Genomic DNA, 18,999 nt, shown 5'->3' with positions numbered 1-18,999 from the left:
GCGACATGGGGAGCGAGAGGAGGCCGGGGCGCGGCATGTGGGAGCTCGACGGGCACGTGCAGCACTACGCATGGGGCTCCACGACCGCGCTGCCGGAGTTCCTGGGCCGTGAGGCCGACGGCACCCCGTGGGCGGAGGTCTGGTTCGGGGCCCACCCGCTCGCGCCCTCGCACCTCGGCGGGGGCACCCGGCTGGACGAGGTGATCTCGGCGGACCCGCACCGGATGCTCGGCGACGGCGTGCGCAACGGCTTCGGCGACGCCCTGCCCTACCTGCTGAAGGTCATCGCGCCGGAGCAGCCGCTGTCCCTGCAGGTGCATCCCACCCGCGAGCACGCCGCGGAGTCCTTCGCGGCGGAGACCGCCGCGGGCCTGCCGCTGGACTCGCCGCTGCGCAACTATCGCGACGCGAACCACAAGCCGGAGATGGTCGTGGCCCTCACCCGCTTCACGGCGCTGTGCGGGTTCCGCACGCCCCGTCGGGCGGCCGCGATCCTCGACGGTCTCGGCACGCCGCTCACCGACCGCCTGCACCGTCTGCTCGTGGACAACCCGACGGCGCACGGCATGCGCGCCGCCTTCCGGACCCTCATCGCGAGCTCGATGCGGCCGCCTGCCGCCGCGGTGGACGAGGTCGTCGAGGCGTGCCGGGCGCGGCTGGACGCGGCCACCTCCCCGTCCCCGCGCATCGACCGCACGGTCGTCACCCTCGCCGAGCACCATCCCGGGGACGCGGGCGTCGTCGCCGCGCTGCTGCTGAACCCCGTCACGCTGCAGCCGGGGGAGGCGATGTTCGTGCCCGCGGGCATCCTGCACGCGTACGTGCACGGCATGGGCATCGAGATTATGGCCGCGAGCGACAACGTGCTGCGTGCGGGGCTGACCCCGAAGAAGGTCGACGCCGAGGAGATGCTGCAGTGCGTGAGCGTCGCGGCGGCGCCTCCGCTGCGCGTCGCCCCGGAGCGGCAGACCCCGCGCAGCGTCGCCTACTACGCCCCGGTGGACGACTTCGAGCTGTCGATCACGGACCTCGAGGACGCCCCGGGCCGCTTCCAGCCCCGGCACCTCGTCCCCGGGGGAGGCCCCCGCATCGTGCTGGGCCTCGAGGGGGAGGTGCTCCTGCAGACGGACTCCGGCCGCTCCCGCCTCCCCGCCGGGCGCGCCGTGTTCGTGCCGGCCACGGCCGGGGTGCTGCGGGCCGGCGGCGCGGGGCGCTTCGCACAGGCGAGCGTCCCGTGACCCGTTTCCGGCTGCGGCCGCACGTGCTCGAGCAGGACGAGGACGGTGTGTGGATCGGCGCGCTGCCGCACGGTCCGATCGTGCACCTGGACGGGGTCGGCGAGCTCGTGCTCGAGAGCCTGGGCGCCTGGGAGGACGGCGGCCGCACCGGTGACGGAGCGGCGCTCACCCCCGCGCAGATCGCCGCCCACCTGCACGCGAACATCGAGGGGATGCCGGACGACGCGGAGGCGTCGATCGGGGATTTCCTCGACCAGCTCGTCCTCTCCGGCCTCGTCGAGAGTCTTTCCGAGGAGGGCCGATGACGGATCCCGCTCCGCTGCGCCTCGCCGTCGGCGGGCTGCAGGTCGAGCTCGTCCTCCACGAGGGCCATGCCGCGCTCGCCGCCGAGCTGCGCGAGCTCTGGGCCCCGCAGCTCCTCGACCCGGAGGGCCGCGTCGAGGCGCCGGGGGAGGATCCTCTGCGCCTCGAGCTCCTCGCCCCGGAGGAGACGGGGAGCGCGGGAGCGAGCCGGATCCGTCCCGGTCCCGGCGCCGCCTACGAGGTCTCCGGGCTGATCACGCGGCGCGTGATCGAGCGCCTGATCGGCCGTCGGATCCTCCTGCACGCCGGAGTGGTGGACCACCCTCGCCACGGCACGCTCCTGCTGGTGGGGCCCTCCGGTGCCGGGAAGTCGACGGCGACCAGCGTGCTCTCCCGCGGCGCGGGGTACCTCTCCGACGAGCTCGGGATCCTGGACCCGGAGACCTTCGCCGTCACCGGCTTCCCCAAGCCCGTCTCCCGCGTGGAGCCGGGGACCCCGGGGCTCGGGAAGCGGGACCTGTCGCTCGCGAGCCTCGGCCTGAGCGCGCAGGCGAGCGCCGCGGCGCCGGCGCGGGTTCTGCTCCTGCGCCGCGTGAAGGACGCCGCGGCGGACGCGCCCGGGCCGGCCTCGTCGGCCGTCGAGCCCGTCGGTGACTCGGCGGTGCGGGCCCCGCTGCACGAGGCGCTCGTCGCCCTCGCCGAGCAGTCCTCCTCGCTGTGGCGCGTCGAGGGCGGCGGCCTGCAGCGGATCGCGGAGCTGCTCACCCGCTGCGGGGGCGCCCTGGCGCTGCGCTATCGCGAGGCGGAGTCGATCACGGGGCTGCTCGACCAGGCACCTCCCGCTGAGGAGGAGCCCTGGATGCCGATCGTCGCGGCACCGGGCCGGGGCGCCACGCGGCCCGGCAAGGTGCGGGTCGTCCCTTTCGCGGACGCCGTCGCCACCGCCGACGGCGCCGTCGTGCTCACCGCCGGCCAGGTGGTGCATCTGCCCGGCCTGCTGGGCCTGGTCTGGCAGCTGGTGTGCGAGGCGGGCGGGCTCGACGTGGGGGAGCTCGAGACGGAGGTGGCCGCGCAGATCGGGCCGCATCCCCGCAGCCGTGAGCTCGTCGAGGACGCGATCGAGCAGCTGGTCAGCGCGGGCTGGGCGAGCCGGGGGCCGACGGCCTGAGCAGCGCGGCGAGCGACTCCACGTGCCGGTCCAGGAGATCGGCCGTGGCGCGGGCCTCCTCGAGCGGGCGCCGGAAGGGGTCCGGCACCTCGTGCTGCCGGGTGACGGGCCGCCGGGTCCACGAGGCGATGAGCGAGGGGCTGAGGCCGCCCTCTGACTGGGCCGTCTCGCGCAGCGCGGGGACGGCGCCCAGCAGGCCGGTGCGCCGGGCGACCTGCGGGTACTCGTCCAGGAGGTAGGCCCGCTGCCGGGCGGACATCGTCAGCACGAGATCGGCGTCGAGGTCCGCCGCGTCGACCTGACACGCTCGGAAGCCGGAGGCGTCGACGTCCCGTGCCTCGAGCAGGGTGCGCATCTGCCCCTCCATGGCGTTCCCCTCGAGCGCGTCGATGCCGCGGCTGGCGACCTCGAGGCCGGGGACACGGGCGCGCAGCAGCAGCTCGGCGAAGGGGGAGCGGCACACGTTGCCGGTGCACACGACGAGCACGCGGGGGAGCGCGCGGGCGCGGAGCGGGGCGGCGTGCGGGGTCACGCGGACCAGGCTACGACGGCCGATGGGCGACGACGATCACGGATTGTGACGGCGTAGGAACGATGCTTCCACTGCTGGTCAGCGGGCTGTGAGCCGCTACCGACAGGTAAGGTCACGACTGTATGTCGAAATCTCGGACCTGTCCGATATGCCGGATACCCCACGCGGGTGCGTGAAACCATCTCAACCAGATGGTCGGCACGAGGACGCTCCTGGTCGCGGCCGCATCGAACCCACAGCGCCGGTCCCTTTCGAGGGCCTGCGGAGCATGTCCCGTCATTGTCGAGACCGACCCCCGTCCTGCCCGCAGGCCGGAGGCGCCCCAGCGTGAGAAGAGGTCCTCGTGCCCGTCCCCCGTTCCGTCGAGCCGCGCCCCGCGCACCGGCCCGCCCCCTCCCGCCGCGCCCTCATGCGAGGCGCCGCCTGGTCCGTCCCCGTCGTCGCCGCGGCCTCCGCCGCGCCGGCCTTTGCTGTCAGCTGTGTCTCGGGACAGTTCGACGGCATTGGGCGAGGTCGCATCCTGAGTGGGCAGCTCATCAACATCGGTCTGGGCGAGGAGTCCACTCCGGTTGAGCTCGCAAGCCTCAATGGAGTGATCGCCAGCACCCCAGATGGTGGATACGGGACGGCAGTTGCGCCGTCGAATCTTCCTTCGGTGGATGCTCGCGCTGATGTGCTCGACGTGGAACTGCTCGACACGCTGAACATCGATCTGGGAACCGTCACTCCCGCCCTGTCCAGCATTCTCCAGCTGGTGGCCGACCAAGGGGTGGGGGCCTACAACCAGTTCGCTCTCGCAGATCGCGAAGGCGTGGAGAAGGGGGCTTCGGGACTTGTCGATGGATCGGGGGTCATCCAGCTGGACGGCCCCGGCGGTGCAGGGATGCCGGAGTTCGGAACCATCGATCTTCGGTCGCTCCTCAACTCTCCGCTGCTCGGGAGCTTCCCGGTCGTGGGTGCCCTGGTCAATACGGCGACCGGCGTCGACGCGCTCTCCCTGTCGATCGGAGCGCTTGCTGCGAGCGCCATCGCCGAGCAGAACTGCGAGCCCGATGTCGCAGCGGAGCTCACTCGCAAGTACCTGGTGGCGCATCTTCTGCTGACGGTGGTGCCGGCATCGGATTCGCTCGTCGCGGGCGTCTTTGACACGCTGACCAACTTGACTGTTGACATCGACGCGGGAGCATTGCTCGACGACGTGCTCGATGCGATCAATGCCATCCCCGTGCTTGGTCCTGTTGCCTACGGGCTTATTCAGTCCACTGCCCAGATCGAGGCAAGCGTGTCAGTCTCCACCGAGAGCCTCGGGGACACCATCCCTGCGCCGACGGGAGGCCCGCAGCCACTCTCGATCTCGCTTTCGGACGGCGGGAAGATCGTGATCGATCTTGCTGAAGCGGCAGGCGTCGGCTATGACTCCAGCGGTGACTATCTGAACACTGCGGCACCCAACTCGACGCTCTTCGTCGATACGACGACGCAGGGAGCGACCAACGCGGTCGCGTCTGTCGTTGATGGAATCACGACCTGGCTGTTCGACAGCCTGCTCAGCGCCGTCAGCGTCAACATCAAGATCAAGGCTGGAGTTGGACTGCTTGGGGCGATGGTCGACGTCGTCACCATCTCCGGCCCCTTGAACGATCTGGACGTCAAGCTCCTCATTATTAATCTGGGATCCACCGGAGCAAACGTCATTCGCAATACTGTGAGGCCCCTCATCGAGGGCGCCCTGCGCACCGCGCTGACGAACGCACTTGAGCCGCTTCATGACCTCCTCGGCTCAGTCTTCTCGCTCCTGGTCGACGTGATTCAGATCCAGCTGAACGCACAGAACGATCCTGGCGCGAACAACGCTCCGGCGACACCTGATGCGTTCGCTGAACCCAGTGGCTGGAGCGGACTCACTAGCGGCCGTTACGACGTCGCAGCCCTCCACCTCAGCGTGGTCGGTGCTCTGGATGTCCTCGACCTGTACCTCGCGCGAGGGTCGGTCGGTCCGACGAGCCAGGTCGCCAGTTCGGCAGCTCCGGCGGCGACTCCTGGCGTCTGAGTCCGAGGCGCGATCTCAAGCGCTCAGTCGACGCGAAGCGGCCGGCGCCCACCAGGGCGCCGGCCGCTTCATCGTTTCTCGCTCCCTGACGGTTGTCTCTCAGGACGGCTCGACCGCGGCGAGCTCGCCGGCGGCGCGGGCCTCCTCGATCTGCTCGATGATCTCCTCGACGAACGAGATGACCTGCTCGCCGCCCGTCACCGGGCCACCCGCGAGCTGACCGTCGGCCCCCAGCAGCACCGCCATCGGCGCGCCGCGACCGCCCAGCTGCTCCCGCGCCGTGAAGTCCGGATCGTGCAGCGCATGGCCGGGCACCCGCTCGAGCGTGCGCGGGCGCAGGTTCTCGACAGGGCGACCGAACACGGCGCTCACGAGCATGATCGGCTCGAGGGTCTCGATCCATCCGGGCATCGCGTCGAGCACCCGCTCGCAGGGCCCGCAGCCCTCGGTCGCGAACACCAGCAGCGCCGCACGCGTCGAGGCGAGGCGGCGCAGGGACACGAGCTCCCCGTCCTCCTGCTGCAGGATCGCCGCGGGGATCGCCGAGCGTTCGTAGTCCTCGAGCTCCTCGTCGTCGACCTCGCCGGAAGGGGTGACCAGCTGGTCGCCCCCGTGCGGGGCCGCAGAGGGTGCACGTGCCCCGTCGGCCTCGGCGGTGCGCTCGACCCCGCCCAGCACGAGCACCACGAGCGCCATCGCCACCACGAGCACCACCACGAGCGTGAGCAGCGACAGCGGCGCGCGCACGAGCGCATCGGCGATCTGGCCGCGTGCGGCGGCGGAGATCGTCACGAGCGCGAGGAAGGTGAGCAGCATGTTCCGGGCGAGCGTCGCCTTCGAGACCGTGGGGGAGGCGAGCGAGCCGAAGCACGAGCACTCCACCTTCTCCTCGAAGGTCAGCGCCCGCGCGATGATCACGAGGTACGCCGCCATCAGCAGCGTCGCGAGCACGGCGAGCACCACCTGCAGCGGCACGAGCGGCACCCACAGCAGCAGCGCGAGCACGATCTCCGCCGCCGGCAGCACGGCCGCCACGAGGTGGTGCGTGCCGCGCGCGGGCAGGCGCAGCGAGGTCATGGCGTCCTGCGTGCCGCGCCGCTCGCCGAGCTTCGCGATGCCGGACACCAGCAGGATGATCGACAGCAGGATCGGCGCTGCCACCAGGATGCTCATCGGGCTCCCTTCGTCTTCGACCTCCCCATTATCGCCACCTCCACGACCCCCGGGCGCGGCCTAGGCTGGTGACATGTCGACCCCTGCTGACGACGCCCCCGCCACCTCCCCGGACCAGCACGCGCCGGCCCTCCGCGCCGATGTCGCCTCCCGCATCACGGCCGACGTCGCCGCCCTCGGCGCCTCCGCCGCCCAGGGCCTCGCGCGCCCCGTCGCCGCACGGGTCACGGAGCTCGAGGCGCTGCGCCGCGGCATCCGCGCCCGCCGCCGGGACCTGCAGCGGGCCCTCGCGGCGGATCTCGGCAAGTCCCCGACGGAATCGTCGGTCACCGAGATCGGCCCCGTTCTCGCGGAGATCCAGACCGCCGTGAAGAACCTGCGCTCCTGGACCCGCCCCGAGCGCTTCTCCCCGGGGACCCTGCTCGCCCCCGCCCGCGGCAGCATCGTGCGCGAGCCGCTCGGGACGGCGCTGATCATCGCGCCCTGGAACTACCCCGTGAACCTCACCCTGTCCCCGCTGGTCGCCGCGATCGCGGGCGGCAACACGGTGCTGCTGAAGCCCTCCGAGCTGGCCCCCGCCACCTCCCGCGTCATCCGCAGCCTCGTCGAGGAGCACCTCGACCCGGCGTGGGTGCGCGTGGTCGAGGGCGCCGTCGAGGAGACCACCCACCTGCTCGCCGAACGCTTCGACATCATCTTCTACACGGGCAACGCGAGCGTGGGCCGGATCGTCGCCCGTGCCGCCGCCGAGCACCTCACCCCGACCGTGCTCGAGCTCGGCGGGAAGTCCCCGGTGTTCGTGGACGAGGGCACCGACCTCGCGACCGCGGCCCGGCGGATCGTGTGGGGCAAGTTCACCAACGCCGGCCAGACCTGCGTGGCCCCCGACTACCTCATGGCGACCCCGGCGACCCTCGAGGCGCTCGTCCCCGAGCTGCGGGAGGCGGTGCGGGAGATGTACGGACGCAACCCCATGCGCAGCGCGGACTACGGGCGCATCGTCTCCGAGCGGCACTTCGACCGCCTGCGCTCGCTCGTCGACGACGACCTCGCCGTCGTGGGCGGCACCGCCGGCGCGGACCGCCGCCAGCGCTACCTCGCCCCCACGATCCTCGCGGGCGCGAGCTGGGACGACCCGGTGATGGCGGAGGAGATCTTCGGCCCGATCCTGCCGCTGCTGCCCGTCGACGGCCCCGCGGAGGCGATCGCCCGCATCAACGCCGGCGAGAAGCCGCTGACGGCGTACGTGTTCAGCCCCTCCCACGAGGTCGAGGAGCGCTTCGCCGAGCAGACCTCCTCCGGCTCCCTCGCCCTCGGCCTCACCCTCGCGCACCTCGGCACCACGGCGATGCCCTTCGGCGGGGTGGGGGAGTCCGGCCACGGCGCGTACCACGGGAGGGCCGGCTTCGAGGCGTTCACGCACGCCAAGCCGATCGTCCGCAAGCCGCTGCGCCCGGACACCCTGCGCACGATCTACCCGCCCTACCGGGCACCCCGCCGCCGGATCCTGGGCCGCCTCTTCCGCTGACGCCCCGACCGGCGCCGCTCCTCATAAGGGCGGCCCCGCCCCTGCCGATGCAGGGACGGGGCCGTCGTGCGGTGCCTGTTCCGGGGCCGGTGCTCAGCCGCCGTAGGGCGCCGGGCCCGAGGGGGCCGACGAGCCGGGACCCTGGCCGTACGGGTCCTCACCCTGCTGCGGGCCCTGCGTGTACGGGTCCGACGGGCGCGCCTGGCCGTAGGGGTCGCCGCCCTGGCCGTACGGATCCGCGCCCGCACCGGGACGGGAGATCCGGGTGGCGCCGCCCTTCGAGACGTCCGCCGGGGTCGCCGGGGCCGACTGCCGGCCGTAGCCGCCGGCCGGGGCGGCCGGAGCGGACGGCTGGCCGTACCCGCCCGCGGGGGCGGAGGTCGCCGACGGCTGGCCGTAGCCGCCGGCCGGGGCCGCACCGTAGCCACCGGTGGGAGCACCGCCGGTGGGAGCCGGGCCGTTCGACGGGCCGCCGAAGGGGCCGCCCGTCGGGCCACCGGCAGGACCGCCCGCCGGCCCGCCCGTCGGACCGCCGGGCCCGGTCGGGGGTGCCGTCGGCCCCGCAGGACCGGACGGGCCCTCCGGAGCGATCGAGCCCACCCGGCGGGCGAGCAGCGGCGCCGCCTGCTGCATCTGCCGCATCGAGGGACGCGCGGAGTAGTCGCCGCCCACGAAGCGGCCCCACTGGTCCCCGCTGCCCGCGGGGCGGATCGCATCCGCCTGGGCAAGCATGCCGAGCGCCTCGGAGGGCGTCGGGTACGGACCGGAGAAGGTGGAGCCCGCGGGCAGCGGGCCCTCGAACAGGCGCTTGCCGGGCCGGATGAACATGCGGCCCGGCGCGGAGCGGTCACGCAGGGCGTGCGCGCGCCAGGTGTTCACGGGGTGCGTGGACTGCCACTGGGTCAGGTGCACCCAGAAGCCCTTCTCGCTCGCGGCGCGGTCCGCGAGCTCGTGCACGTTGACCTCGGCGTTGAGGTACTTGCCGCCGGCGAGCACGCCCATCACGCCCCACGAGCCCTCGGGCGCGTGGAGGTAGCCGTAGTTGTCCGCCGTGTACTCCTGCGAGCGGGACAGCGCCATGCCCACGAAGGGGATCTGGTAGGCGAGCTGCGTGAACAGCAGGCGGAAGTAGGAGACGTGGCCGGCGGCGAGGTGGCCCACCTCGTGGCCGATGATGAAGCGCAGCGCCTCCGGGTCGCGCACCGTGCCGCCCACCTCGAACAGGTCCGAGTAGACGACGACCGTGCGGCGGAACCCGTGGCCGGAGGCGAAGGCGTTGATCGTGCCGTTGCCGGCGAGCACGTACGCATCCGGCACGCGCCGCAGGCCGAACTCCTGCGCCGCCTCCGCGACCATCCGGTAGCCCTCGGGGAACTGGGTGGGGGACATGCGCACGCCGAACACGCGCATCTGGGCGTAGATCAGGGCGCGCTGGATCCACAGCAGCAGCGGCAGCGACAGCACGATCGCGGCGATCTGGACCACGAGCGGGTTGAAGCCGAGGGACTCCCAGTCGTCACCGCGGGCGGCGAGCCAGATGGTGATGATGCCGATGGAGATCAGCGCGAGGACGGTGAGCACCGAGATCACGGCCGCGATGACGACCATCGGGATCTCCCACGGGTGGCGCATGCCGCGCCGGCCCATGACCCCGTGGGTCGTCGCGCCGTTGACGAGGTTCGGTGCGTCGGTGCGACCGCCCTGCGGGCCCGTCGGACCGCCCGGACCGAGGGGACCGCCGGGGCCCGCGGGCCCACCGGGACCGGACGGGCTGCCGGGGCCGCCGGGACCGTAGGGGCCGGAGGGCGCACCGGGGGAGCCGGCGGCGGGACCCTGCCCGTAGGGCGTGGGGACGGCGGGCCGATCCCACTGGGGGCCGGAGGACGGCGGGACGCTCATGACTGCTCCTTCGAACGTGGACGGCTCGACGGTACCGCCGCGAGGTGCATGCTCACAGAGCGCTGTGGACGGTCCCGACCTGCGGACGAGCCCGGGCCGACCTTCGGCGGGATCGGATCCGACGCACGGAGGGACCGGGGGAGGGGCCTGCCGCGACCGACGCCGCCCGGCCTATGCTTCTGTGGTGATACCCGATCCCAGCGCGCCGACCCCTCCGGTGCGCCGCAAGGCCCTGCTCGCCGTCCTCATCGCCCCGCTGTTCATGGCCCTCGTGGCGATGAGCGTCATCAACGTCGCGCTCACCGCGATCGGGACGAGCTTCGAGGCGGACAGCGGCGCACTGCAGTGGGTCATCTCCGGCTACGCCCTCGCCTTCGCGGTGCTGCTCGTGCCCGCGGGCCGCCTCGGCGACGCGACCGGCCGCCGCCGGATCTTCATCGCGGGCGTCGCGATCTTCACCGTGGGCTCCCTGCTCAGCGGGCTCGCGCCGAGCATCGAGGTGCTCAACGTGTCCCGCATCCTGCAGGGTGTCGGCTCGGGACTGCTGAACCCGCAGACGGTCGCGCTGATCCAGAAGCACTTCCGCGGTCACGACCGCGCCCGCGCCTTCGCGCTGCTGGGCACCGCCGTCGCCGTCGCCACCGCGTTCGGCCCCGTGCTGGGCGGCGCGCTCATCCAGCTGCTGGGGAACGACACCGGCTGGCGCTGGATGTTCTTCATCAACCTGCCGATCGGCGTCGCCGGGATCATCGGCGCATTCCTCATCATCCCGGGCGACTCGGTGCGCTCGAAGCGGCTGCCGGACCTCGACCCCGTGGGCACCGCGCTGCTGACCCTCGCGATCCTCGGCGTCATGTTCCCGTTCCTCGAGCGCGGCGCGAGCGCCCTCGTGTGGCTGACCTTCCCCGTCGGGCTCGTGGTGCTGGGCCTGTGGTGGATGTGGGAGCACCGCTACCGCTCCCAGGGCCGGCCGCCGATGGTGGACCCGGCGATCTTCTCGAGCCGCCCGTTCCGCAACGGCATCCTCATCGTCTCCATCTACTTCCTGGGCGCCACGAGCGTGTGGATCATCGTGCCGCTCTACCTGCAGATGCACCTGCACCACACGGCCTTCGAGGCGTCGCTGCTGGGCCTGCCCTCGTCGATCGCCGCCGCGATCAGCTCCCAGGTGGCCGGCCGGCGCGTGCTCGCCATGGGCCGGCGGCTCGTGATCATCGGCTTCGCCGTCGCCTTCTGTGGCCTGCTGGGCACGGCGCTCGCCGTGGGTCCCGTCGAATGGGGCTGGCTGCCGTTCTGGTTCCTCGCCGTGCCGCTCACCCTCATGGGCGTCAGCCAGGGCATGACGATCTCGCCGAACCAGACCCTCACCCTCAACGCCGTGGACCCCCGTTACGGCGGCGTCGCGGGCGGCATCCTGCAGCTCGGTCAGCGTGTGGGCGCCGCGATCGGCACCGCGATGATCCCCGGCATCCTCTTCTCCCTCACCGAGTCCGGGACCTCGTGGCTCGAGGCGTTCATCATGGTCGCCGTGATCATCATGGTGCTCACGCTCGCCGCGATGGGGGTCAGCATCATCGACCGCAACCGCGAGAAGTCCGCCCCCGGGGCGCTATGAGGGCGCGGCGGCGGGGGCCGGCGGGGAGCGGGGAGCACCGCCGGGTCATCCCGCTGGGCTGGGGCGGGGCCGACGGGGCTGATGGGGCCGACGCCGCTGGCGGAGCCGGCGGCGCCTATGCGTCCGACGGCCCCGTCGCGGGGGATGCGCGGAGCGGAGCCGCGGCCGACGGCGGGGACTCGGCTCCCACGCCCGCGCGCCGACGCCGCGCCGTGCGGGTCTGGGGCGGCGTCGCCCTCGTCCTCGCCCTGGTCATCGCGATCCCGCTCGTGCTGATGAACCCGCGCACCCCCGAGCGGGCCGCCCGCGAGTACCTCGACGCGCTCGTCGCCGGGGACGCCGGCGTGCTGAAGGAGCATCTCGCGGCGACGCCGGACGCGAGCCCCGTCGGCCTCGTCGACGCCGTGCTCCAGGGCGCGGAGCGGCGGGTGGCCGGCTACGACGTCGAAGGGGTGCGCATCGCCGGGGACACCGCGACCGTGACCAGCACCCTGACCTGGTCCGACGGTGCGAAGCCGGCGACCCTCGCCCTCACCGCGCATGCCGAGGGCGCCGGCCCGCTCCGGGCACGGTCCTGGGTGCTGGATCCCGTCGCGCTGCAGTCCGTCTCCGTCGGTGTCCCGCTGGGGGCGGACCACCTGGAGATCGGCGGGGTGGAGGTGCCGCTGCCCGAGGCGACGGAGCAGGTCCGCTCGGAGGCGGGCGCCGTCGTCGCCGAGGACCCGGAGGCGGGCGTGGCAGCCCTGCTCCAGGGCGACATGACGCTGGCGAACCTGCAGCTGCCGCCGGGGACCTACGACGTGGCCGCCGGCAGCCGGGGCGGGCTCGTCCAGGGGATCCCGCGGACCATCCGGACGACCCTGCCCGGTGCGCCGACGCCGACCCGCTTCCCGGCGACGCTGGCCATGGCGCTCACCGCGGAGGGGGAGGCGGAGGCCGAGCGTGAGGTCGCCGACCTGGTCGCCCGGTGCGCAGGGAGCACCTCGGCGGTGCCGGAGGGCTGCCCCTTCGCGATCCCCGGCGGCTCCGCGGCGGAGCAGGGCGGCTGGGAGATCCTCTCCGAGCCCCGGTCGGGGAACTTCACCGATGCGGGCGGCACGAGCAGCTGGCTGATGACCACGGAGGAGGGCGGCTCGGCCCGCTTCACCCCGCAGGACGCCTCCGGTCGGGCGGAGACCGTCGCCTTCCCCGTGCGCGCGACGGTGGTGCTCTCTCCGGAGGGGGAGCTCGCCGCCTCCTGGGGCACCGGGGAGGGGCCCTCGGGGGCGATCTGCGTGGACGCCACGACCGGGGAGCAGGGCGTGACCCTCGAAAATCCCGAGGACCCGACGGTGCTCGTCTGCGGCTGAGCACCCGGCCGGGAGCTCGCGCGGGCGGGCGCGGAGAATGACACCGCTGTGATTCGCGGAAATGGTGCCGCGCCGCGCATTATCGGTAAAAGTTTGGCAAAGCGTGGATTCGGAATAGGTCACCAGACCTGGCCCCCGGGGTGGGCGACCTGCACGCTTGACGGGAGCTCGCCGCAGGCGTGCAGGTCATGAGCCCGCGCACCTGATCCCCCGGCACCGCTCGACCTTTCCCCCGCTTCCCCGAGCCGCTTCCCCCGAGGAGTCCTCCATGGCCACCACCAACACCCACCGCGCCGACGGCGGCGCCGTCTACTTCCGCGGTGCCCGCGTGGCGCCCAAGGTCGCTGCTGCCACCGGCGGTGCCGTGATCGCCGCCGGCCTCTCCGTGGGCGGCGCCGGCATCGCGAGCGCCGACGACTCCGTGTGGGACAAGGTCGCCCAGTGCGAGTCCGGCGGCAACTGGTCCATCAACACCGGCAACGGCTACTACGGCGGCGTGCAGTTCTCGAAGTCGACCTGGAAGGCCTTCGGCGGCACCGCCTACGCGTCCACCGCGGACAAGGCCACCAAGGCGGAGCAGATCGCCGTCGCCAAGCGCACCCTCAAGACCCAGGGCCCCGGCGCCTGGCCCGTGTGCGGTAAGAAGGCCGGCCTCACCCGCTCCAACGGCGGCGCCGACGCCAACGCACAGCCCTCGGGGTCGAGCTCGTCGAGCTCCGGCTCCGCGAGCTCCGGCTCCGCGAGCCGTGACAGCGTGCGCGAGAGCGTCTCCTCCGGCACGCTCGTCGTCGACGGCAAGTTCGGCCCGAAGACCACCCGTGAGCTCCAGAAGTGGGTCGGCGTGACGGCGGACGGCTCGCTCTCGACCTCGGACATCAAGGCCCTCCAGAAGAAGGTCGGCGCGAAGGCGGACGGCAAGATCGGCTCCGAGACCACCGGCAAGCTGCGCCAGAAGATGGGCCTGAAGAAGAACGGCGTGTGGGACTTCCGCTCGTCCTACGCGACCACCAAGGCGCTGCAGACCTACCTCAACAACCGCTGACCCGGAGCGGCCCCGCGCCGCAGGCCAGGACGCGCCGGTCCCCCTCGGGGGCCGGCGCGTCGTGCTGTCCGGGCCCGTCACCAGCGGGTTCATGGAGGAGCTCGCACGTCACACGACGACGCACCGCGCCACCTTCGGCACAGGCCGTCACATTCCTTCCCCTGGGCCCCGCGCGCCTCGTAGGTTCGCCGCCATGTCCGCCACCTCGACGCTGCCCGACCGTGCCCCGGCCGCTCCCGCACGCCGCCGCCCCGCCCTCAGCTACGAGCTGTTCCCGGCGCGCAGCGACGTGTCCTTCGAGCGCCTGCGCACCACGATCGCGGCCCTCGAGCAGACCGCCCCCGACTACGTCTCCGTGACCTCGAAGACCGGTCAGGGCAACCTCGACCGCGTGCTCGAGGTGACCGAGCACCTCCTCGACGCGACCACCCTGCGCCCCCTCGTCCACCTCACCTCGATCGGCTCCACCCGCGCCGAGCTCGCCGCGATCGTCGGTGCGCTCCTGGACCGCGGCGTGCGCGGCGTGCTCGCCCTGCGCGGCGACCAGCCCGAGGGGCATCGGCTGGACGACGACGAGGTCCCCTTCGCCCGCCCCCTCGTCGAGCTGATCCGCGCCGTCGAGCGGGAGCGCACGGCCGCCCTCGCCGGCGGCCGCCTCAGCGTGGGCGTCGCCGCCTACCCGCACCGCCACCCCGAGTCGCCCACCGCCCAGCACGACCTCGAGGTGCTCATGGCGAAGGAGCGCGCCGGCGCGGACTTCGCGATCACGCAGGTCTTCTTCGACCCCTGCGCCTACGAGGCCCTCGTCGAGCGCGCCCGCGCCGCCGGCATCGGCCTGCCGATCGTCCCCGGATTCGTCCCCGCCACGAACCCGCGCCGGCTCGCCCGGCTCGCCGAGCTCTCCGGGGTACAGGCCCCCACGGAGCTGCTCCACACCCTCGAGACCGCCCGGGACGACGCCGAGCGCCACCGCATCGGCGTGGCGCACACGGCGGGCCTCGCCGCGCGCGTGCTCGACGCCGGCGCCCCCGGCCTCCACCTGTTCACCTTCAACCGGCATGTCGAGGCCCTCGACGTGCTCGACGCCCTCGACCTGGACCGCTGGTCCACCACCACCACAGGAGACTCCCGATGACCCACGCCGCCACCGCCCTCCCCGCCGCGCTCCCGCTGGGCTACCCGCGCATCGGCCCGGACCGCGAGCTGAAGAAGGCCGAGGAGGCCTACTGGGCCGGCCGGCTCGATGCGGACGGCTTCGCCGAGGCCACCCGCACCCTGCGCCGCGCCACCCGCGCCCGCCTCGCCGAGCTGGGCCTCGCCGGCGCCTCCGCCGCGCCCGAGTCGTTCTCCCTCTACGACCAGGTCCTCGACGCCGCCGTCGCGACCGGCATCGTCCCCACCCGCCTCGCCGGCGTGCTCGGCGCGGACGGCACCGTCGGCACCGACGGCTACTTCGAGCTCGCCCGCGGCACCGCCGAGCAGGGCCCCCTCGAGATGACCAAGTGGTTCGACACGAACTACCACCACCTCGTTCCCGAGATCGGCCCGGACACCGACCTCCACGTCGCGTCCACGCGGGTCGTCGACCTGTTCCGCGAGAGCCTCGAGGACGGCGAGGGCACCCGCCCGGTGCTCGTGGGCCCGCTGACCCTCCTGCTCCTGTCCAAGCCGGCCGACGACGCCCCCGAGGGCTTCGACCCCCTGGACCGCCTCGACGAGCTCGTCGCCGTCTACGCCCAGCTGCTCTCCGCCCTCCGCGAGGCCGGCGCCCCCTGGGTCCAGATCGAGGAGCCGGTGCTCGCCGCCGACCAGCGCCTCGACGCCGCACAGCTCGCCGAGGCCCTGCAGCGCTCCATCGGCCGTCTCGCCGCCTCCGAGGACCGCCCCGCGATCCTCCTGGCCACCCCCTACGGCGGCATCGGCGACCTGCTCGCCGCCGCCCTCGCCACGGGCGTCGAGGCCGTGCACCTCGACCTCACCCGCGGTGACCTGCCGAGCGTCGCCCAGCTCTCCGGCGTGGGCGCCACCCGGATCGTCGCGGGCCTCGTCGAGGGCCGCACCGTGTGGCGCACCGAGCTGCCCACCGCCGCCGCGCGCCTCGCCGAGCTGCGCTCCCGCATCACCGAGGCCGGCGGCGACGGCGAGAACGTCTCCGTCTCCTCCTCCGTGTCGCTCCAGCACGTGCCGCACACCCTGGACCGGGAGACCTCCCTCCCCGCCGAGCTCGTCGCGACCCTCGCCTTCGCCGACGAGAAGATCACCGAGATCGTCGAGCTCGCCGCCGGCCAGGTCGCCCCGGGCTCCGTGGACGGCCCCCGCTCCGTGCCGCGCACCTTCGCGGGCGTCCGCGACGAGGCCGTGCGCGAGCGCGCCGCCGCCGTGACCGACGCGGACTCCACCCGCACCGACCACGAGGTGCGCGAGGAGGCACAGCGCCGGGCCCTCGGTCTGCCGGACCTGCCCACCACCACCATCGGCTCCTTCCCGCAGGTCACGGAGGTGCGCCGCGCCCGCGCCGCCCACCGCCGCGGCACGCTCGACGCCGCGGGCTACGAGCAGGCGATGAAGGACGAGATCGCCCGCGTCATCACGCTGCAGGAGGAGCTCGGCCTGGACGTCCTCGTCCACGGCGAGCCCGAGCGCAACGACATGGTGCAGTACTTCGCCGAGAACCTCGACGGCTTCGCGGTCACCGAGCACGGCTGGGTGCAGTCCTACGGCTCCCGTTGCACGCGCCCGTCGATCCTCTTCGGCGACGTGTCCCGGCCCGCGCCGATCACCGTCCCCTGGGCCACCTACGCGCAGTCGCTCACCCCGCACCCCGTCAAGGGCATGCTCACCGGCCCGGTGACGATCCTCGCGTGGTCCTTCGTGCGCGATGACCAGCCGCTCGGCGAGACCGCCGACCAGGTGGGCCTGGCCCTGCGCGACGAGGTCGCCGATCTCGAGACCGCCGGCATCCGCATTATCCAGGTCGACGAGCCGGCCCTGCGCGAGCTGCTCCCGCTGCGCCGCGCGGACCACGCCGCCTACCTCGATTGGTCGGTGCGCTCGTTCCGTCTCGCCACCTCCGGCGTCGAGGACACCACGCAGATCCACACGCACCTGTGCTACTCCGAGTTCAACGTGGTGGTCGACGCGATCAACGCCCTGGACGCGGACGTCACCTCCATCGAGTCCGCCCGCTCCCGCGGCGAGATCCTCGAGGCCGTGGACCCGGACGCCTTCCCCCGCGGGATCGGCCCGGGCGTGTGGGACATCCACTCCCCGCGCGTGCCCACCACCGAGGAGATCGTGGACCAGCTGCGCCGCGCCCGCGCCGTGGTCGGCGCCCGCCGGCTCTGGGTGAACCCGGACTGCGGCCTCAAGACCCGCGCCTACGCGGAGACCGAGGCCAGCCTCCGCAATCTCGTCGCCGCCGCCCGCGCGGCCCGCGAGGACGCCGAGGTCCCCGCCGCCGTCTGACCCCGGCCCGGGCCGCCGTGGGCCGGCCCCGTCGGCCCGCCCCGGTCGTCGCCTACGGGACCTCTTCGTACGGGTCCACCCCTATGCGGGTCGACCCGTACGAAGTGGTCCCGTAGGCCCCCAGCACCCGGCATCAGCGATCACGCCTGTGGTGCGGCGGGGTCGTGGCGTGGTGGGGCTGGCGTGGCGGCGTCGTTCGCTGCGTGCCCGGCCGTCGGCTACGGGACCTCTTCGTACGGGTCCACCGCTATACGGGGCGACCCGTACGAAGACGTCCCGTACGACCTCAGCAACGAGGGGCTGCCGCTCCGCTCTCCTCGCCTTCCGTCGCACGCACCCCCGGGCGCGGCGGGGACCGAGCGACCGGGCCCTGCCTGGCGCGCCGCCGACCACGTCTCGAGCGGCCTCGCCTCGCGGTGTCATGCTGCCGCGGGACGGAGGTGGTCGCCTCGCCGGAGGGCGGTCAGCAGGCGAGCCTCGGTGTCAGCCCACGCGAGGAACACCTGCTTCCACGTGAGGCGGGTGACCACGTAGCCGCGGGTGCGCAGGGCGAGGTCACGGGTGCGGTCGCGCTCGTAGGCGTCCTCGGAATCGTGGAACTCGCGGCTGTCGCACTCGATGACCCAGGAGGAGCCCACGACGAGGTCCACCCGACCCACGCCCGGGATCACGACCTGGCTCCGCACCGGCACGCGCCTCGCCTCGAACCACCATCGGACGCGGGTCTCGGTCCCGGAGCCCGCATCGTCCCGGATCCGGGTGAGGTCGCGACGGGCACGGACCGGGAGCCCGGAGATGATCCGCTCTGCCTGGTTCCTGCGCAGGCGTCTCCTCTCGAGTGCCGACTCGAAGAGGATCGCCGCGTGCACGGTGGGCAGGCAGCGGGCGGCGTGATCGAGGACCAGCGGCAGGTCGGGGACCGGATCATGGCTCGGCCAGGACCGTAGTGCCGGACCGTGGAGGAGGAGCGGCACCGACAGCTTCTGCACCTGCTCCACCGGGCGGCCGTTGCGGCGACGGATCGGCGCTGCGCGTGGCACCTCCTGAGCAGCATCGGGGCCGATGCGGGCGCCTCGGGCGATTCGGGGTCGGAACACGTGCACGGCGCCGAGCGACGGTGGCACCCACAGGCCGTGGAGCGCCGCGGCGTCGAGACAGGTGGGCCTGACACCAAGGCCGAGCAGCGCCTCGAGGTCGGCCGGGGCGCGGTCGTCGACGCGCCAGGGGCCGACGTGGCGAGTGGTCCCGGCCGGCGCTGCAGGTGTCCCTGATCCGGGGTCGGTGGCTCGCGACTGATCGCCGTGGGGCTCGCCGGACGTCGTGGCCCCGTGGCCGGCGGGGACAGCGCCGCTCGCGTCGGGACTGCACGAGGCGCTCGAGGGGTCATTGCGGTGGGAGATGCCGAGGATGCGCATGAGCTGAGGGGACCACCTGGCACGGGCCGACGCGCGACTGGGTGGCAGCGCTGGGGACGAGGGGCCGATGGGGAGGAACGGCCTGCTGATCGGTACGGACCGCCGGAAGTCACCCAGCACCTGGCGGACGTGGCCCCGGCTCCCGACCGGCGGCGCCCGCCCGTCCCGTGGGGTACGACGTCCGCCTGGACGCCTCGCCTCCTCTCCGTCGGCTCCCGGGGT

General features: G+C 73.4%; 14 protein-coding genes. 10 read left to right on the top strand and 4 right to left on the bottom strand.

The genetic code is table 11. The features are described from left to right. The first annotated feature begins 35 nt into the window (after window positions 1-35). From manA to ACYVAP_RS03745, 3 genes are read left to right on the top strand one after another with little or no spacing between them, the layout of a single operon-like run. Window positions 36-1,238, top strand: a complete 1,203-nt coding sequence (manA, locus tag ACYVAP_RS03755) for a mannose-6-phosphate isomerase, class I (RefSeq protein WP_498859596.1) — start codon at window positions 36-38, stop codon at window positions 1,236-1,238. After that, window positions 1,235-1,543, top strand: coding sequence for a PqqD family peptide modification chaperone (locus ACYVAP_RS03750; RefSeq protein ID WP_498859595.1), 309 nt, complete (start codon window positions 1,235-1,237; stop codon window positions 1,541-1,543). The genes manA and ACYVAP_RS03750 overlap by 4 nt, the downstream gene beginning before the upstream one ends. Continuing rightward, window positions 1,540-2,709 (top strand): hypothetical protein, encoded by a 1,170-nt coding sequence (locus tag ACYVAP_RS03745; protein ID WP_498859594.1) that lies wholly within the window; start codon window positions 1,540-1,542, stop codon window positions 2,707-2,709. Before ACYVAP_RS03750 ends, ACYVAP_RS03745 begins: the two co-directional genes overlap by 4 nt. Here ACYVAP_RS03745 and ACYVAP_RS03740 read toward each other — a convergent pair. After that, complete coding sequence (locus ACYVAP_RS03740) at window positions 2,672-3,241, bottom strand: low molecular weight phosphatase family protein (RefSeq protein ID WP_498859593.1); 570 nt, start codon at window positions 3,239-3,241, stop codon at window positions 2,672-2,674. The two genes, ACYVAP_RS03745 and ACYVAP_RS03740, sit on opposite strands and share 38 nt — an antisense overlap. 343 nt (window positions 3,242-3,584) lie before the next feature. Between ACYVAP_RS03740 and ACYVAP_RS03735 the strand changes: the two genes are divergently transcribed. Then, window positions 3,585-5,291, top strand: a complete 1,707-nt coding sequence (locus ACYVAP_RS03735; protein ID WP_498859592.1) for a choice-of-anchor G family protein — start codon at window positions 3,585-3,587, stop codon at window positions 5,289-5,291. A gap of 99 nt (window positions 5,292-5,390) precedes the next feature. Here ACYVAP_RS03735 and ACYVAP_RS03730 read toward each other — a convergent pair whose 3' ends face one another. Then, a complete protein-coding gene (locus tag ACYVAP_RS03730) occupies window positions 5,391-6,464 on the bottom strand; it encodes a TlpA family protein disulfide reductase (protein ID WP_498859591.1) in 1,074 nt (357 codons plus the stop codon). A gap of 73 nt (window positions 6,465-6,537) precedes the next feature. On the opposite strand from ACYVAP_RS03730, the gene ACYVAP_RS03725 reads away from it, so the two are divergent. Beyond that, the gene (locus tag ACYVAP_RS03725; RefSeq protein WP_498859590.1) at window positions 6,538-7,992 is read left to right on the top strand and encodes an aldehyde dehydrogenase family protein; all 1,455 of its coding nucleotides are present in this window, start codon (window positions 6,538-6,540) and stop codon (window positions 7,990-7,992) included. Window positions 7,993-8,085: 93 nt separating this feature from the next. Here the strand turns inward: ACYVAP_RS03725 and ACYVAP_RS03720 are convergent, their stop codons facing one another. After that, window positions 8,086-9,891, bottom strand: coding sequence for a M48 family metallopeptidase (locus tag ACYVAP_RS03720; RefSeq protein ID WP_498859589.1), 1,806 nt, complete (start codon window positions 9,889-9,891; stop codon window positions 8,086-8,088). A gap of 184 nt (window positions 9,892-10,075) precedes the next feature. Between ACYVAP_RS03720 and ACYVAP_RS03715 the strand changes: the two genes are divergently transcribed. From ACYVAP_RS03715 to metE, 5 genes are all read left to right on the top strand, one after another. After that, window positions 10,076-11,506 carry an MFS transporter gene (locus tag ACYVAP_RS03715; protein WP_498859588.1) on the top strand — a complete coding sequence of 477 codons (1,431 nt, stop codon included), beginning with the start codon at window positions 10,076-10,078 and terminating at the stop codon, window positions 11,504-11,506. 212 nt (window positions 11,507-11,718) lie between these two features. Beyond that, on the top strand, window positions 11,719-12,855 hold the full coding sequence (locus tag ACYVAP_RS03710) for a hypothetical protein (RefSeq protein ID WP_498859587.1): 1,137 nt from the start codon (window positions 11,719-11,721) through the stop codon (window positions 12,853-12,855). A gap of 268 nt (window positions 12,856-13,123) precedes the next feature. Next, window positions 13,124-13,897: a transglycosylase family protein gene (locus ACYVAP_RS03705; protein ID WP_137769582.1), complete on the top strand. Its 774-nt coding sequence runs from the start codon at window positions 13,124-13,126 to the stop codon at window positions 13,895-13,897. A gap of 193 nt (window positions 13,898-14,090) precedes the next feature. Then, window positions 14,091-15,032, top strand: a complete 942-nt coding sequence (locus ACYVAP_RS03700) for a methylenetetrahydrofolate reductase (protein WP_498859586.1) — start codon at window positions 14,091-14,093, stop codon at window positions 15,030-15,032. Next, window positions 15,029-17,362 carry a 5-methyltetrahydropteroyltriglutamate--homocysteine S-methyltransferase gene (gene metE, locus ACYVAP_RS03695; RefSeq protein ID WP_498859585.1) on the top strand — a complete coding sequence of 778 codons (2,334 nt, stop codon included), beginning with the start codon at window positions 15,029-15,031 and terminating at the stop codon, window positions 17,360-17,362. Before ACYVAP_RS03700 ends, metE begins: the two co-directional genes overlap by 4 nt. A gap of 419 nt (window positions 17,363-17,781) precedes the next feature. Here the strand turns inward: metE and ACYVAP_RS03690 are convergent, their stop codons facing one another. Beyond that, window positions 17,782-18,777, bottom strand: a complete 996-nt coding sequence (locus tag ACYVAP_RS03690) for an endonuclease domain-containing protein (protein WP_498859584.1) — start codon at window positions 18,775-18,777, stop codon at window positions 17,782-17,784. Between the last annotated feature and the right edge of the window lie 222 nt (window positions 18,778-18,999).

This window comes from Brachybacterium horti, from assembly GCF_054777615.1.
Note: the sequence above shows the minus strand (reverse complement) of the source record. Positions and strands in the feature narration are given on the sequence as shown.